Origin of the sequence: Oceanimonas sp. GK1 (assembly GCF_000243075.1) — a bacterium.
In the GTDB taxonomy this organism is placed as follows: domain Bacteria; phylum Pseudomonadota; class Gammaproteobacteria; order Enterobacterales; family Aeromonadaceae; genus Oceanimonas.
On sequence record NC_016745.1, the window covers coordinates 2692021 to 2707153 of the forward strand.

The following is a 15133-nucleotide window of genomic DNA, read 5'->3' on the forward strand; positions in this document are numbered from 1 at the left end:
TCAGCCTCCTTTCAGCTGTCGGGTCAGGTTCGGATCCCGGCTGTCAGACGACAGCCAGATAGCCAGAAAGGCGGGGGCAAAGGCCGGGTCTTCAATGCGGCCCAGCAGCCGCCAGTTGAAGTAGAACGAGCTGGCGCCGGTTTCATCCACCCTGAGCACCAGCTCGTCATCGGTGCGTACCGAGGGCCACAGCCGTGCCAGCTGTTGCGGCCATTCCGGCTTCCAGTTCACCCCCAGGCGCTGCCATTCCTCCACGGTGGCGGTCAGCAGATCTTCCTTGTCGATATTGCGCTGGTAACGCAGTGACAAGGCCTGAGGATACCGCCCCGGCTGGTAGCGGCCATCCTCGCTGTAAAACCGGGCCTGGTACAGATCCCAGAACAGCCAGCTCATTCTGCCCTGGCCCACCAGGGTCAGATCCGCCACCGGACTGGCCCATGCCGATGACACCAGCAGCAACAACATTACGCAGAGCTTTTTCATGGTTCAGTCTTCCTCAGTCGTTGATCGAGCTTGACCAGCAGCGGCAACAAGCCCGACCAGATCAGCGCCAGCAGCAGTGCCGAGGGCCAGAGCCCCAATGGCAGCGCGACCGCCTCCAGCTTCCAGCCGGCCAGGTATGAAGATGCTCCCGCTCCCGCCCCGGTCAGCGCCAGCCAGGGCCAGGAGAACCGGCGCAACCACACCAGGCTGTGCCCCAGGGTCAGCACAAAACCCACCCACAGCAGGGCCAGCCACAGCGGCCAGTGGCTGAAGGCAAACACCCCGCCCGCCGTCAGCAGGGCATCCACCCCCAACCCCAGCACCGCCAGCCACAACACCCGCACATCCGCCCGGCGGCTGGGGGTAAAGGCAAAATGCACCCCCAGCAAGGCGGCGGTCAGCCAGGCCCAGGGGTTCTGCCCGGCCACCGCCAGCAACCAGAAGCCCTCAAAGGCTACAAGCTGGGTCCATTGCCACTTCGACATGCTCTCGCTCCGGGTTTGGCCGCCTCAAAATGCGCCAGGCCGATGGTGCCTTCCAGAAAACCGCCTTCACAATAGGCAAAGTAGAAGGCCCACAACCGCTGAAAGTCGGCGTTGTAACCGAGCCGGGCGAGCTCGGGGCCGGCCCGGCGAAACCGCTCGGCCCAGATGCGCAGGGTTTCGGCATAGTGCCAGCCGTAATCGTGCAACCGCACCAGGGTCATGTCGGTCTGCTCCCGCAGATGCCGCGACATTTCACTCACCGACGGCAGGCAGCCGCCAGGAAAAATGTAACGCTGAATAAAGTCCACACTTTTGCGGTATTGCTGATAACGCTGATCGGCAATGGTAATGGCCTGGATCAACAGCCGGCCATCGGGCTTGAGCAGCCGGTTGAGGGTGCGAAAGTATTCCGGCAGGTATTCATGTCCCACGGCTTCAATCATTTCCACCGACACCAGCTTGTCATAATGACCGGTCAGCTCCCGGTAATCCTTCAGCAGCAGGGTCACCCTGTCCTCAAGCCCTTCTTGTTTGACCCGGGCCTGAGCATACTCAAACTGCTCCTTTGACAGCGTGGTGGTGGTCACCCGGCAGCCGTAATGGCGCGCCGCGTAGCAGGCCAGTCCGCCCCAGCCGGTGCCGATCTCCAGCAGGTGATCCTCCGGCTTCAGCTCAAGCCGGGCGCAGATAAGCCGAAGTTTGTGCTCCTGGGCCAGCTCCAGCGTGGAGCTGTTTCTCGGGAATACCGCCGAGGAGTACTGCATGTGCGGGTCGAGAAACCGCTCATACATGTCGTTGCCCAGATCGTAATGGGCGGCGATATTCGCCCGGCTGCCATCCCTGGAATTGCGGTTGCGCCGGTGGGCCAGCCGGTGCCAGGGCCAGGTCAGCCAGCCCAGGCGCCGTTCCAGCCGGTCCAGCACCGCCAGGTTGCGGGCAAACAGCCGTACCAGACTGGTGAGATCCGGGCTGTGCCAGCCGCCTTCCACCCAGGACTCGGCAGCGCCGATGCTGCCGCCGGTCATCAGCCGGCGGTAAAAGCGCGGGTCCATCACCCGCACCTCGGCCTGCAACGCAGCCTCGGGCTCACCGAAGAAAAACCGGTCGTCGCCGTCCTGCACCGTCAGCCCGGCGTCTTTCAGGCCGGACAACAAGGAAAATGCCAGACTGCGGGCCCAGCGATCCAGACGGCGGGGGGCGGCCAGTGTCAGGGTTGTTTCCATCTTGGCGTCCTTAAGGATGTGAATGGTAAGGAATGCGTTTTAAAAACAGCTTCAGTGCCTGCCAGTAAATGCCTCGTACTACCGTCAGGGTCATCACCGGCCACTGGCGCAACGCCGTGTTCAGGGCGTGGGCATCAAAGGGCCGGCGGCGCAGGGCCAGGGTGGCGTCAAACAACAGCCCGGGGTCGCGGTTTTCAATGTGCACCAGCGCTCGGGGGCCCGGCGGCGTAATGCGCCAGTGATATGCCATGGCCATGCCCATAAAGGGCGACACGTGAAACGCCTTGTCGGTGGCCTGGGGCTGCTGTAGATCCACCAGATAGCAGTGGCGCTCGTTCCAGGGGGTGTTGTGCACCTCGGCCAGCAGGTAGCGGGCCTCGCCCCCCTGGTAACAGAAAAACAGGTTCACCGGGCTGAAATAAATGCCAAAACAGCGCACCTGACCCAGCATCAGCACCCGCTCAAGGCCGTCGGCTTCGCCGCCCAGGCGAGCCACTTCATTCAATACCGCTTGCTTGAGCGGCAACGCCGGATCGCCCAGGTAGTCGCGGCGGCGAAAGCTCAGGGGCGCAAAGCGCTCCAGGGCAAACCAGCGGCTGGTGGCGGCGAGTGTGGGCAGCTCGTCCAGATCCAGCGCCAGCATATAGAGACCGTAACTGAAGGCATGTTCTCTGGGCTGATAGCGGCGATGGCGCACCACACCGGTGTAAATGGCACTGTTGAGGTTCATAGGCTGACTCCGAAGCGCGCACACACGTCCAGGGCACTGCGCACGCCGTCTTCGTGAAACCCGTTGTACCAGTAGGCGCCGCAAAAGTGAGTGTGGTCCCGGCCGCAAATGTCATCACGCCGCCCTTGGGCGTGAATGGCGGCCCGGTTGTACACCGGGTGGGCGTAGGTGAAGCGGCGCAGAATGCGGGCGGGATCGATGGCCTCGCTGCGGTTGAGGGTCACACAGAGGGTCTCGTCGGACTCGATGCCCTGCAAAATGTTCATGTTGTAGGTCACCGCCGGCAGGGCCTGCTCGCCGCCGTCGAGGTAATAGTTCCAGCTGGCCCAGGCCCGCCGCTCGGTGGGCAGCAGGCGGGTGTCGGTGTGCAGTACCACCTCGTTGTTACGGTATTCGAGCCCGCCCAGCACCTGCTGCTCCGCCTCGGTGGCATCGGCCAGCAATCGCCGGGCCTGATCCGAGTGGCAGGCCAGGATCACCTCGTCAAAGTGCTCAACGCCCGCGGCGGATGCGACCTCCACGCCGCCGTTCATCCGGCGCACCGACTGCACCGGGCAGTTCAGGCGAAGATCCTGCACGCCCTGCACCAGCGCCGGTATGTAGCTGCGTGAGCCCCCTTCCACCACATACCACTGGGGCCGGTCCACCAGATTGAGCAGGCCGTGATGGTTGAAGAAACGCAGAAAGAAGGCCAGGGGAAAATCCCGGCTGTCGGCCAGGGACGACGACCAGATGGCCGCCACCATGGGTAGCACATAATGGCCGGCAAAGAACTCGGAAAAGCCATGCCGCGCCAGAAAACGGCCCAGGGTATCTTCGTCGCTGAGGCCGCCGGCTTTCAGCGCCCGCTTGCACAGCAGGTTGAAACGGACGATTTCCAGCAAAAAGCCGTAGAAGCGGCCGTTCACCAGGTTCTTGCGCTGGGCAAACAGGGTACCGAGGGTATGGCCGTTGTATTCCAGCCCGGTCGCCGCCTGCTGCACGCTGAAGCTCATTTCCGTGGGCCGGGCTTCGACGCCAATCTTCGCCAGCAGCTTTTGGAAGCGCGGATAGGTGCGATCGTTGAACACGATAAAGCCGGTGTCCACCGCATGGCTACGACCGTTGAGGGTGACGTCCACGGTGGCGGTGTGGCCGCCGAGGTAATCGTTGGCCTCAAACAGGGTGACCTGGTGCTGCCGGCTCAGCAGCCAGGTCGAGGTCAGGCCGGCAATGCCGCTGCCAATCACGGCGATGTTACTCATGCGTGCTCCTTTTCATGCGACGGGCCAGGCTCAGCCACAGCCGGTGCGGCAGCCAGGACAATACCCTGAGGGTGGCGATAAAGGTGCCGGGAAAGGCGATTTCACTGTTGCCTTTGGCCAGGCCGGTGCGAATGGCGCGGCTGGCCTGCTCGGGGCTCACCCGGCCGGGCATGGGAAAGTCGTTTTTTTGCGTGAGCGGGGTGTCCACAAAGCCCGGCCGCACCAGGCTCACCGCCACCTTGCGCGGATCAAGATCCACCGCCAGGGTGCGGGCCAGATAGTCGACCCCGGCCTTGGAGGCGCCGTAGGCCTCGGCCCGGGTCAGCGGCACAAAGGTCACCGACGAACTCACCAGCGCCAGCCGGCCGCCGGTCTTGATGTGCGGCAGTACCGCCGCCACGCAGTTGGCGGTACCGATCAGGTTGGCCTGCACCACCCGCTCAAACAACGCGGCGTCAAAGCGGTGGGCATCGTCCACGTATTCACAGGTGCCGGCGTTGAGAATGGCCAGATCCACCGACGCCACCTCATTCAGGGCGGCCTCGGCGGCGGCGCGGTCATTGATGTCAAACACGCAATGCTCCACTCCCTCGCCGGGCAGCTGCTGCGCCAGTTTGTCGCGACTTCGGCCACAGGCCACCACCTGCCAGCCGTCGGCGGCATAATCCCGGGCCAGTTGCAGCCCCATGCCGGAGCTTGCCCCGGTTACCAGAACCCGTTTCATGAATTCAGCCTCCGTTTCAGGGCACGAATGCAGCCGCCCAGCAGCGGCAGCCGCTCATAGAGCATGGCGCCGAGATCAAAAAAGTCCCTGTGGTAGTAGACACTGTCGGTAAAACACAGGTGGCTCACGCCCGGCACCGTTACCGGACAACCGCCGTTCAGGCGTGGGTGCATAAAGTGCATTTCCCAGCGCACATAGGCCTCGCCGTCCTGCTCCATCACCTGAATGATGTCAAAACGGCACTGTTTCACCCGAGTAAACAACCCTTCGAAATAGGCCACCAGGGCATCTATGCCGTGAATGTCGTGGGCCGGATCCGCAAACAGCACATCCTTGGAATACACTCGGCGCAGGCCATCCAGCGCCCCGGGCGACAGGCTTTGATACAGCCGGCAAAAGGCATCGAGGGCCGGGCTCATACCGCCTCCTCGTCCTTCAGGGCATCGAACATGGCAATGGCGTGCAACCGGGCCTTGGCATGATCCACCACCGGAGCGGCATAGTCGTGCTCACGCCGGTGCTGGCGCAGCCACTCGTGGGGCGCATGAATGTGCTTGGCCGGCACGTCCGCCAGCTCCGGCACCCAGCGGCGAATAAAGTCGCCGTCGGGATCGAAGCGCTCACTCTGGGTCAGCGGGTTGAACACGCGAAAATAAGGCGCGGCATCGGCGCCGGTCCCCGCCGCCCACTGCCAGCCACCGTTGTTGGCGGCCAACTCGCCGTCAATCAGGTTGGCCATAAACCAGGCCTCGCCCCGGCGCCAATCGATATGCAGATCCTTGGTGAGAAAACTGGCCACTATCATGCGCAGCCGGTTGTGCATCCAGCCGGTTTCCCGCAAGCAGCGCATGGCCGCATCCACGATGGGATAACCGGTGTTGCCCTCGCACCAGGCGCTAAAGGCATCGTCGTCGTTGCTCCATTGCAACGCCTCGGTTTCCGCCTTGAAGGCCCGGTTCATGGAAAGCACGGGAAAGGCCACCAGCAGGTGGCGGTAGAATTCCCGCCAGATAAGCTCGTTCAGCCAGGCAAAGCCCCGCTCACCCCGACCGAAAGGCAGCGAGCCCAGGGCCGCCTCGATGGCCGCCAAACACTGATTGGGCGACAGCACCCCCAGGGCTAGATACGGCGATAACCGGCTGGTGCCCGCCACCGCGGGAAAGTCCCGCTGCTCGCCGTAATCGAGCAGCGGGTCGGCGCAAAACCCCTCGAGGGCCTGCCGCGCAGCCTCTTCGCCGGCGGGCCATGCCCGGCTGTCTTTACGCTCCCCGGCCAGCACAATGTCTGGCGCCTTGACGGGTTCACCCCGCCCCTCGGGCACCGGCAGCAGCCGGTACCCCTGGGCCCTGAGGGCGCTCAGCCAGGCCTTGGAGTAGGGGGTAAACACCCGGTACATGTCGCCGCTTTGGGTGGTGATGCTGCCGTGGTTCATCACGCAGTCGCCGTTGAACACCCGGCAGGGAATGGCCAGGGCCTGCTGCACCGCCTTGTCCCGGCGGCGCTCGTTCACGCCGATATCCCGGTTGGCGTAAAGGGCGTCGATCCCCTGCTGTTCCACCCAGCCGGCAAGCAGCGCCGGCACCTCGGCAAAATACTCGCACTCCAGCACCGTTAAAGGCACCCCCAGGGTGGCCAGGCGCTCCCCCAGGGCCTGCAGGTTGCGGCGGAGAAAGTCCCGCTGGATGGGGCTGTTGCCGTGCTGCCGCCACTGGCCGGGACAGTCGACATACACCGCCTGTACCCTGTCGCCGTCGTTGAGGGCGGCATGCAGCGCCGGGTTATCCGCCACCCGCAGATCGTTTCTAAACCACACCAAATGTCGCATCATGCTTCCTCGCGATTTCGCTCAGGGTGACTTCATGGGGCCGGTTCAGCCAGCCCTGCTCGGCATACACCCGACCCAGCTCTCCGATAAAAAAGCAGTGTTCGGGCCAGCACTGGGCACGCTCCGCAAACCAGGCCTGGTTCAGCCCGCCACCCAGCACCACCACCAGGGCGTCGCATTTCAGGCGTTCGGCGGCCAGCGGCAGTTGCAGCGGCTCCAGCCCTCCCAGCTCCAGACTGCGGCATTCCAGCCCCTGCAATTCAAAACAGGCCAGCAGGCCGGCCAGCTCGTGGCCCTGCCCCACCCGGGCCACGGCGATGCGCGGCCCGGTTTTGATGGTCAGCAGCTGGGTCAATACTCGGGCCAGCAAGGCGCTGGCGCTTTGTTCAATCAGCCGGGCATCGGGCCGCGCCAGCTGAGCCAGGCTGGCAAGCCAGGGCTCAATCACATGGCGCAGCAGCAGCTCCGCCGGATAGAGGCTGGCCAGCTCATGGAGCTCCGCTTCCAGCCGGCCCAGGTTGAGCTCACAGGCCGCCGTCAGCAGCCGGTGCCGGGCTTGTTCCCAGTTGGAGCCCTCTTCCACCGGCTGGGGGTTGCTCAGCAATCCCTTGACCTGGCCGATGCTGACGCCCTGCTCCAGCCAGTGCAGAATTTGCCGAATGAGGGCGATGTCGTCATCGGAATAGAGCCGGTGGCCCTTGTCGGTACGCGCCGGCTTGAGCAGGCCATAGCGCCGCTGCCAGGCCCGCAGGGTGACCGGGTTGATGCCGGTGAGACGGGAAACTTCCCGAATAGGGTATTGGGGCTCAGATGCCATAACGCAGTCGCAATGCCTCCGGGTGTGGATCGAGGTAGACCTGCTGGCGCAGATAGTCGTTGGGGTGCTCTTCCAGGTAGTGGCGCAGCAGGGTAATGGGCGCCAGCAGCGGCAAGATGCCTTCCCGGTACTGATGAATGGTGCGGGCCAGCTCCTGGCGCTGGCGGGAAGTCAGCTGCCGTTTGAAATAGCCCTGCAGGTGCTGCAGCACATTGGTGTGCCCCCTGCGGCTGGCCCGTTTGCTTAATGCACTCATCAGACCATGAATGTATTGCTCGGCTTTTTGTTCCGGGTTTTCCGACAGATCCGCCACCAGACGGCCCAGCGCCTGGTAGCTGTCTCTGTGATGGGCCATCAGCAAGTATTTGTAGCGGCTGTGAAAGGCGATCAGCCGGGATGGCGTCAGCCCCCGGTGCAGCAGGCCCTGCCAGTCGTGCAGGGCATAAATGCGGGTGACGAAGTTTTCCCGCAGCACCGGGTCGTTGAGCCGGCCGTCTTCTTCACAGGGCAGCAGGGGCAGTGCCTGCATGATCTCGGCGGCGTAAATGCCGACGCCTTCCTTGGCATTGCCCTGGCCGCTCTCGTGATACACCCGTACCCGCTCCATGCCACAGCTGGGCGATTTGGCGCACAGCACATAACCACTCAGCCCCTCGAACTGCGCCGCCATGGTGCGGCCGTAGTCACGCAATGCCTCGGTCACATCCAGCCCCTTGGCGGTTTGGGCAATCACCTGCCCTTCCCCGCCAATCAGCCGAATGCTGGGCCGAGGGGTGCCGAGGCCAATGGCCATCTCCGGGCACACCGGCACGAATTCCACAAACTTTGCCAGCTCGTCGGTGCAGAAGTCCGAACGCTTGTGGCCGCCATCGAAACGTACCTTCTGGCCCATCAGGCAACCGCTGATGCCCAGTTTGATAACCTGTGGATCGAACTTGTACATTGCTAACCCTCTTGTACAACTATGCTGTTACCATAGCGTTAGTTGTACAAAGTGATCAAGGCTGTACAAGAAAAAATTCTTCAACGGCAAGAGGTGAGACGCGTGTCGTTGGGGCTGGTAAATTGGAAAGTGGGAATTGGGGAATTGGAGGCTGGGACTGGGGACTGGGGACTGGGGACTGGGGACTGGGGACTGGGGACTGGGGACTGGGGACTGGGGACTGGGGACTGGGGACTGGGGACTGGGGACTGGGGACTGGGGACTGGGAACCTTGCCCGGGATAACCCCGGGCCACCAGGGTTAATTCAGCTTGCTGCGTACAATTTCCTGCTCATCGCGAAACTGGCGGCGCAGCTCGGCCTTGCTCTTCAGCACCAGCTCACCGCCCTTGCCAATGGTCATGTGCTCGGGATTGTCGTTGTGCATGGCCTGCCAGGCCAGCACCGCCTGCATGCTGTTTTCCTTCTGCTCCGGGGTCAGAGCTGAGCCATCGGGCCATTTGCCCAGCTCAACGGCGGTTTTAAGCCGCTCGTACACTTCTTTGGGCATGGCGGCAATGGCTTGCTGAAACGATGACATGGCAACTCCTCCTGTAAAGAGCGCCCAATTTACCACTCCCCACGAAAAAAGGGGCGGCTCACGCCCCCCCTTTTTACTGCCGGTTTGCAAAAATGCGATCAACCTCAGGCGGGCAGATCCATCAGCTCGATACCGGCCATTTTCTGCATTACTCGTACCACCTGGCAGCTATAGCCGAACTCGTTGTCGTACCACACGTACAGTACGGCACGGTCGCCGTCCACGATGGTGGCCAGGGAGTCAACGATACCGGCAAAGCGGGAGCCGACCATGTCGGTGGACACCAGCTCGCTGCTGGTGCTGAAGTCGATCTGGTTGTGCAGCGGCGAGTCCAGGGACACCTTGCGCAGGTAATCGTTCAGCTCTTCCACGGTGGTGGCTTTTGCCAGGTTCAGGTTCAGCACGGCCATGGACACGTTCGGCGTCGGCACGCGAATGGCGTTGCCGGTCAGCTTGCCTTTCAGCTCGGGCAGGGCCTTGGCCACGGCAGAGGCGGCACCGGTGCTGGTGAGTACCATGTTCAGCGCGGCGCTGCGGCCACGACGATCGCCCTTGTGGTAGTTGTCGATCAGGTTCTGATCGTTGGTGTAGGAGTGCACGGTTTCCACGTGACCGTTCTTCACGCCATAGGCATCGTTCACCGCCTTCAGCACCGGGGTGATGGCGTTGGTGGTGCAGGAGGCGGCAGACATGATGCGGTCTTCCGGCTGGATCATGTGGTCGTTGACACCGAACACGATGTTCTTGATGTCGCCCTTGCCCGGCGCGGTCAGCAGCACCTTGGCGGCGCCCTTGGCCTTGAGGTGCAGGCCCAGACCGGCCTCGTCACGCCACTTGCCGGTATTGTCGACCACCAGGGCATCGTGAATGCCGTACTGGGTGTAATCGATTTCGTCCGGGCTGTTGGCGTAGATCACCTGAATGTAGGTGCCGTTGGCGATAATGGCGTTGTTCTCGGCATCCACTTCGATGGAGCCGTTAAAAGGACCGTGTACCGAGTCGCGACGCAGCAGGCTGGCCCGCTTTTCCAGGTCGTCACCGCTGCCACGCACCACGATGCCCCGCAGGCGCATGCCGTTGTTGTTGCCGGCCCGTTCGATCAGCAGGCGGGCCAGCAGGCGGCCGATGCGGCCAAAGCCGTACAGCACCACGTCGGTGGGCTTGGCATCGGTGTCGGCATTCAGGGCCGGCGCCAGCTCGGCTTTCAGGAAATCGGCCAGACCGGACTCGTCCTGGTGGGTTTTCCAGTAACGTACCGCCAGCTTGCCCAGGTCGATGCTGGCCGGGGCCAGTGTCATCTCGCTCAGGGCCTTGAGCACGGGGTAGCTCTGGCTGACCGGCAGCGGCTGGCCTTCGTGGCGACGCACCACGCGGTGAGCCTTGAGAATGTCAATGGTAGAAGCGTTCAGCAAGGGGCGGGCATAGACGCAGGTTTCCACGCCCTGGTTGCGGTACAGTTTGCCAATCAGGGGCTGCATGGACTCTGCCAGTTCCTGGCTCTGCTGCCAGGCGGACAGGTAACTCTCATGGGTCATCGACCGGATCCTTTTAATTCACGTAACCGTTATGGGTATCAACAGCAAAAACAGAAAAAAGTTGCTGCTTTTGGGCTTTTCAGGCGCGCCCATTTTAGTGGATAGGGGGTATGATTACCAGACCGGAGCCGAGCGCGAAAAGACCGAAATGAGAACCAAACCCCTGTTATTCCTGCTGGTGGGCACGCTTTTGTTGGCAGGCTGTGAGCGAGATCGCACCAGTGGTCTGTGCGGTCGCTTTCCCCAGTTCTGTGCCGATTTGCACGACGACAGCTGGTGTACCCGGGAGCGTAACGGACTCGTAGAAGCCCGTTACGAACATGCCGAACGCCCCGGTGACGCCAGCCGCTACCGGCTGATGAGCAGCCTGGAAGCCTACCGGCTGTGCCTGGATCCGCTGCTGGATATTCAGTACACCAAACGCCACGAACGCAAGAACACCAAGGTGGAAGCCATTATCGACATCGGCGAGGAACTGGCCCGGCTGGAAGCCCGCACCGCGTCGTCAGACTACCCCTACCTGCAGCTGTGGCGCTGGCAGCGTCATGGTGACCGGGCGGCCCGCAACGCCTTTATCGAGCAGGCGGGCCGGCCGGAAATGCAGCAGGCCGATCTGCAGCAGGCCCTGGCCGGGTTGTTACTGCAGCGGGACCCGGCGGCGGCCGAACGCGCCCTGCACCGCTCCCTGGAGCTGAGCGGAGCGGATCACAAGCCCGATGCCAGCCTACTCGCCAGCCTGGTGGATCTGTATATCAGGCAAAAGCGCTATGAAGAAGCCTGGATCTGGGCCGGCGCCATCAAGACCCTGTATGACAGCGAGCTGGTCAACTGGCAGCATATGGAGTCCTATGTCCGCTTTGACGAACAACAGCAGAAAGTGATGCAGCAGCAGGTCAACCAGCTGGCACAACAACTGGAACAAGGCCGCTACCAGCGCCATGCCGCCGGCAACTGAGCCGGCCCGGACCGCCCTCTAACCCTGGCCCCTTGCCCCGCCGGCAACCGCAACCCGCCGTGGTGTTGACATACCCTGTCAAACAATGATCCAGCACAGGGGGAAAACACATATCTTCGTTGACGGACCGGGGCTTTCTTGTCACGTTAGCACCAACGGCTTTCTTCGCATTTGATTCTTTTCATAATCTTCAGGGTGAGTATATGACTATCAAGCTGGGTATCAACGGATTTGGCCGCATCGGGCGTTTGGTGTTCCGCCTTGCCTGCGAGCGGGACGACATCGAGGTGGTCGCCATCAATGATTTGCTGGATGTTGATTACATGGCCTACATGCTGAAATTCGATTCCACCCATGGCCGTTTTCAGGGCGATGTGCGGGTCGAAGGAGGCCAGCTGGTGGTGAACGGCAAGCCGGTGCGGGTCACCGCCGAGCGGGATCCGGCCAACCTGAAGTGGAACGAGGTGGGGGTGGACGTGGTGGCCGAAGGGACCGGCGTGTTTCTCACCGACGACACCGCCCGCAAGCACATTCAGGCCGGCGCCAAAAAGGTGGTAATGACAGGGCCGTCCAAGGATGCCACCCCCATGTTTGTGATGGGCGTCAACCATCAGGACTACGCCGGCCAGGACATCATTTCCAATGCCTCCTGTACCACCAACTGCCTCGCCCCCCTGGCCAAGGTTGTCCATGATCACTTCGGCATTGCCGAAGGCCTGATGACCACGGTGCACGCCACCACCGCCACCCAGAATACCGTGGACGGCCCCTCCGCCAAGGACTGGCGCGGCGGCCGGGGCGCCGGCCAGAACATCATCCCTTCCTCCACCGGTGCCGCCAAGGCGGTGGGCAAGGTGATTCCCGCCCTCAAGGGCAAGCTCACCGGCATGGCGTTCCGGGTGCCGACCCCGGACGTGTCGGTGGTGGATCTGACGGTGCGCCTGGAAAAAGCCGCAAGCTATGAGGAGATCTGCGCCGTGATCAAGGCGGCGTCAGAAAACGAGATGAAGGGCATTCTCGGCTACACCGAAGACGCCGTGGTCTCCACCGACTTTCTCGGCGAGCCCAATGCCGCGGTGTTTGACGCCAGAGCCGGCCTTGCGCTCAACGACAATTTCGTCAAGCTGGTGGCCTGGTACGACAACGAAATGGGGTATTCCTACAAGGTGCTGGATCTCATCGCTCACATCTCGAAATAATGGTGGTTTGAATGCAGTGATGCGTTCCGCCTGCCCCCTCCCTCTGGCATGATTGCCCCGCAAACGCGGGGCTTTTCAAGGCTTATTCCCGCGGGAGTCGTTTCCTATTCGGACGGCATCTGCGCTTCGGCGCCGAACGCATCAAGCCGGCGTTGATAGTTACTGGACCCCACCCAGGATGACAGGCGCGCCAGCAACTCGTTGAACACCTCGGCTTCTGCGGCTTGCAAAGGCGCCATCAGCAGCTCTTCCAGCGCGTCGGACAGCTTTCTTGCCTGGTCCCGTGTCGCTTCGCCTTGCGCTGTGGTAAACAGCCGAAAGCGGCGGGCATCGGCCTCGTCGTTCTCACGCCGAACCAGCCCCTGCTTGATCAACCGCTGAATAATGCGCGAGGTCTGGCTGCGCTCCAGGCTGGCCTGACGGGAAAGATCCACAAAAATAATGCCCGGCTGCCGGCCAATAATGCGCAACACGCGTACCTCATGCACCTTCAATCCCAGCCGGGATTGAAAAATGCCGTCGTTGACCCTGATCGCTTCCTGGGCAAGGAGATCGAGACGAAAGGTCCATCGCTCCTGAGTCAATGATTTGTTCATACATCTCCTGCTCGTTACCCGTCACTTTCGGGCAGATACGGCATCAAAACGACTAGCCGGTTGTATGTGATACCGCCGACGGCGTGAATGCTGCCATCGCGGCACCCGTCTCCCTGCTGGTCATGATGAATAAATTAATTGATACATGTCAATATTTGCTAATTGCAACTATTGTAGATTGAACTCAACGACGAAGCGCGCCGGGCTTGCGGACATTAGCCGGCGTATCGCCACCTACTCCGCGTCGCTTGTGCGCGGCCCCATATCGTAAGCTGCAAACAGAGGACAGCCTTATGAGTCAAACCGCTGCATCCACCTACAAGGGTAATGACAAGCTCCTGTACGGTATTATTCTGGGCGTACTCGCCTTCTGGCTCTTTGCCCAAACCACGCTGAACATTGCGCCGGCCATGGCCGAGGATCTTGGCGTTGAACAATCTCTGATGAACAGTGCGGTGGCGATCACCGCCCTGTTCTCCGGTATTTTTATCGTGGTGGTCGGCGGGCTGGCCGACCGTATCGGCCGCGTGAAGACCGTGATGTGGGGCTTTGTTTTCTCCATCATCGGCAACCTGCTGGTAGGGCTGGCCCCCGAAGGCGCCCTGGGCGGTACCTTCCTGATGGGTGGCCGTATCTTCCAGGGTCTGTCAGGCGCCTTTATCATGCCCGCCTCCCTGGCGCTGGTAAAAGCCTACTGGGAGGGTGCCGGTCGTCAGCGCGCCATCTCGCTGTGGTCCATGGGCTCCTGGGGCGGCTCCGGCTTTGCCGCACTGTTTGGTGGCCTGATGGCGCAGAACGTGGGCTGGCGCTGGATCTTCTTCATCGCCGCCGCCGTCTCCGTTGTCGGCATGCTGATGGTCCGTGGCACTCCTGAGTCCAAAGCGGAAGTGGAAGGTAAGTACAAGCTGGACATCAAAGGCATCGTCACCTTTATGATCACCATGGTGTCGCTGCAGGTGCTGGCCACCCAGGGCAGCCAGTTCGGCTGGACCAGCCCCCAATCACTGGGTCTGCTGGCCATCGCAGCGGTTTTTGGGCTTATCTTCTTCAAGGTAGAGTCCAGCAACCCCAACGCCTTTGTACAGTTCCGTCTGTTCCGTAACAGCACCTACACCGGTGCCACCATTTCCAACCTGCTGCTCAACGCCACTGCCGGTATCATCATCGTGGCCATGCTGGTGCTGCAACAGGGTGGTGGTATCACCGCCCAGGAAGCCGGTCTGCTGACCCTGGGTTACGCCATCTCCATCCTCGCCTTCATTCGAGTAGGTGAAAAACTGCTGCAACGCTTTGGCCCGCGCAAGCCGATGCTGTGGGGCTGCTTTATCGTGGGTATGACCATAGTGCTGCTGATGCCCACCCACCTGATGCTGGACAACTACAAGATCCTGTCTGTCATCTCCTTCACCCTGTTCGGTGTGGGTCTGGCCTTCTATGCCACCCCGTCCACCGATGCGGCCCTGTCCAACCTGCCGCCTGACCAGGCGGGTGCCGGTGCCGGTATCTACAAAATGGCTTCTTCGATGGGGGCTTCCTTCGGTGTCGCTATCGCTGCCAGTGTCTACACCGCTATCTCTGGTAGCAACGAAGGCGTGGCCTGGATTGAAGGCGTTATCACCTTCGTCGGCAACCAGGAAAACCTGGCCTACCGTGAAGCGGCCTTCTTCGCTCAGCTGACCATGCTGGTGTTGCTGGTTATCGCGGTCTTCTCCATCACCCTGACCATACCGAAGGGCAAGCCTGCCGACCGTGGCTAATATCGCTGACCGCCGGCACGGAGCCGGCGGTCGTCCAC

16 protein-coding genes are annotated in these 15133 nt (G+C 62.0%); 3 read left to right on the forward strand and 13 right to left on the reverse strand.

All coding sequences use genetic code 11. From position 1 onward, the window contains the following. The 12 genes from GU3_RS12690 to GU3_RS12745 form a co-directional block, all read right to left on the reverse strand. Nucleotides 1-483, reverse strand: coding sequence for a chalcone isomerase family protein (locus GU3_RS12690; protein ID WP_014292937.1), 483 nt, complete (start codon nucleotides 481-483; stop codon nucleotides 1-3). Beyond that, nucleotides 480-968: a DUF2878 domain-containing protein gene (locus GU3_RS12695; protein WP_014292938.1), complete on the reverse strand. Its 489-nt coding sequence runs from the start codon at nucleotides 966-968 to the stop codon at nucleotides 480-482. The genes GU3_RS12690 and GU3_RS12695 overlap by 4 nt, the downstream gene beginning before the upstream one ends. Then, nucleotides 938-2191: a cyclopropane-fatty-acyl-phospholipid synthase family protein gene (locus tag GU3_RS12700; RefSeq protein WP_014292939.1), complete on the reverse strand. Its 1254-nt coding sequence runs from the start codon at nucleotides 2189-2191 to the stop codon at nucleotides 938-940. The genes GU3_RS12695 and GU3_RS12700 overlap by 31 nt, the downstream gene beginning before the upstream one ends. Nucleotides 2192-2201: 10 nt before the next feature. Beyond that, a complete protein-coding gene (locus GU3_RS12705; protein ID WP_014292940.1) occupies nucleotides 2202-2921 on the reverse strand; it encodes a DUF1365 domain-containing protein in 720 nt (239 codons plus the stop codon). Continuing rightward, the gene (locus GU3_RS12710) at nucleotides 2918-4165 is read right to left on the reverse strand and encodes an NAD(P)/FAD-dependent oxidoreductase (protein ID WP_014292941.1); all 1248 of its coding nucleotides are present in this window, start codon (nucleotides 4163-4165) and stop codon (nucleotides 2918-2920) included. Before GU3_RS12710 ends, GU3_RS12705 begins: the two co-directional genes overlap by 4 nt. Continuing rightward, nucleotides 4158-4889: an SDR family NAD(P)-dependent oxidoreductase gene (locus GU3_RS12715; protein ID WP_014292942.1), complete on the reverse strand. Its 732-nt coding sequence runs from the start codon at nucleotides 4887-4889 to the stop codon at nucleotides 4158-4160. The genes GU3_RS12710 and GU3_RS12715 overlap by 8 nt, the downstream gene beginning before the upstream one ends. Next, a complete protein-coding gene (locus GU3_RS12720; RefSeq protein ID WP_014292943.1) occupies nucleotides 4886-5308 on the reverse strand; it encodes a nuclear transport factor 2 family protein in 423 nt (140 codons plus the stop codon). Before GU3_RS12720 ends, GU3_RS12715 begins: the two co-directional genes overlap by 4 nt. Continuing rightward, complete coding sequence (gene phrB, locus GU3_RS12725; RefSeq protein WP_014292944.1) at nucleotides 5305-6714, reverse strand: deoxyribodipyrimidine photo-lyase; 1410 nt, start codon at nucleotides 6712-6714, stop codon at nucleotides 5305-5307. The genes GU3_RS12720 and phrB overlap by 4 nt, the downstream gene beginning before the upstream one ends. Next, nucleotides 6692-7531, reverse strand: a complete 840-nt coding sequence (locus GU3_RS12730) for a MerR family transcriptional regulator (protein ID WP_014292945.1) — start codon at nucleotides 7529-7531, stop codon at nucleotides 6692-6694. Before GU3_RS12730 ends, phrB begins: the two co-directional genes overlap by 23 nt. Continuing rightward, nucleotides 7521-8474 (reverse strand): DUF523 and DUF1722 domain-containing protein, encoded by a 954-nt coding sequence (locus GU3_RS12735; protein ID WP_014292946.1) that lies wholly within the window; start codon nucleotides 8472-8474, stop codon nucleotides 7521-7523. Before GU3_RS12735 ends, GU3_RS12730 begins: the two co-directional genes overlap by 11 nt. A 300-nt stretch (nucleotides 8475-8774) precedes the next feature. Next, nucleotides 8775-9053 carry a YeaC family protein gene (locus GU3_RS12740; RefSeq protein ID WP_014292947.1) on the reverse strand — a complete coding sequence of 93 codons (279 nt, stop codon included), beginning with the start codon at nucleotides 9051-9053 and terminating at the stop codon, nucleotides 8775-8777. Between the two features lie 104 nt (nucleotides 9054-9157). Next, a complete protein-coding gene (locus GU3_RS12745; protein ID WP_014292948.1) occupies nucleotides 9158-10588 on the reverse strand; it encodes a glyceraldehyde-3-phosphate dehydrogenase in 1431 nt (476 codons plus the stop codon). Between the two features lie 148 nt (nucleotides 10589-10736). Here GU3_RS12745 and GU3_RS12750 point away from each other — a divergent pair, with 148 nt between their 5' ends. Next, a complete protein-coding gene (locus GU3_RS12750) occupies nucleotides 10737-11543 on the forward strand; it encodes a DUF2989 domain-containing protein (RefSeq protein ID WP_041543774.1) in 807 nt (268 codons plus the stop codon). A gap of 203 nt (nucleotides 11544-11746) precedes the next feature. Beyond that, a complete protein-coding gene (gene gap, locus GU3_RS12755; protein WP_014292950.1) occupies nucleotides 11747-12742 on the forward strand; it encodes a type I glyceraldehyde-3-phosphate dehydrogenase in 996 nt (331 codons plus the stop codon). A gap of 104 nt (nucleotides 12743-12846) precedes the next feature. Here the strand turns inward: gap and GU3_RS12760 are convergent, their stop codons facing one another. Further along, entirely contained in the window at nucleotides 12847-13338 is a 492-nt protein-coding gene (locus GU3_RS12760; RefSeq protein ID WP_014292951.1) for a MarR family winged helix-turn-helix transcriptional regulator, read from the reverse strand. A 293-nt stretch (nucleotides 13339-13631) separates the two neighbouring features. On the opposite strand from GU3_RS12760, the gene GU3_RS12765 reads away from it, so the two are divergent. Further along, nucleotides 13632-15095 carry an MFS transporter gene (locus GU3_RS12765; protein WP_014292952.1) on the forward strand — a complete coding sequence of 488 codons (1464 nt, stop codon included), beginning with the start codon at nucleotides 13632-13634 and terminating at the stop codon, nucleotides 15093-15095. The last annotated feature ends 38 nt before the right edge of the window (nucleotides 15096-15133 follow it).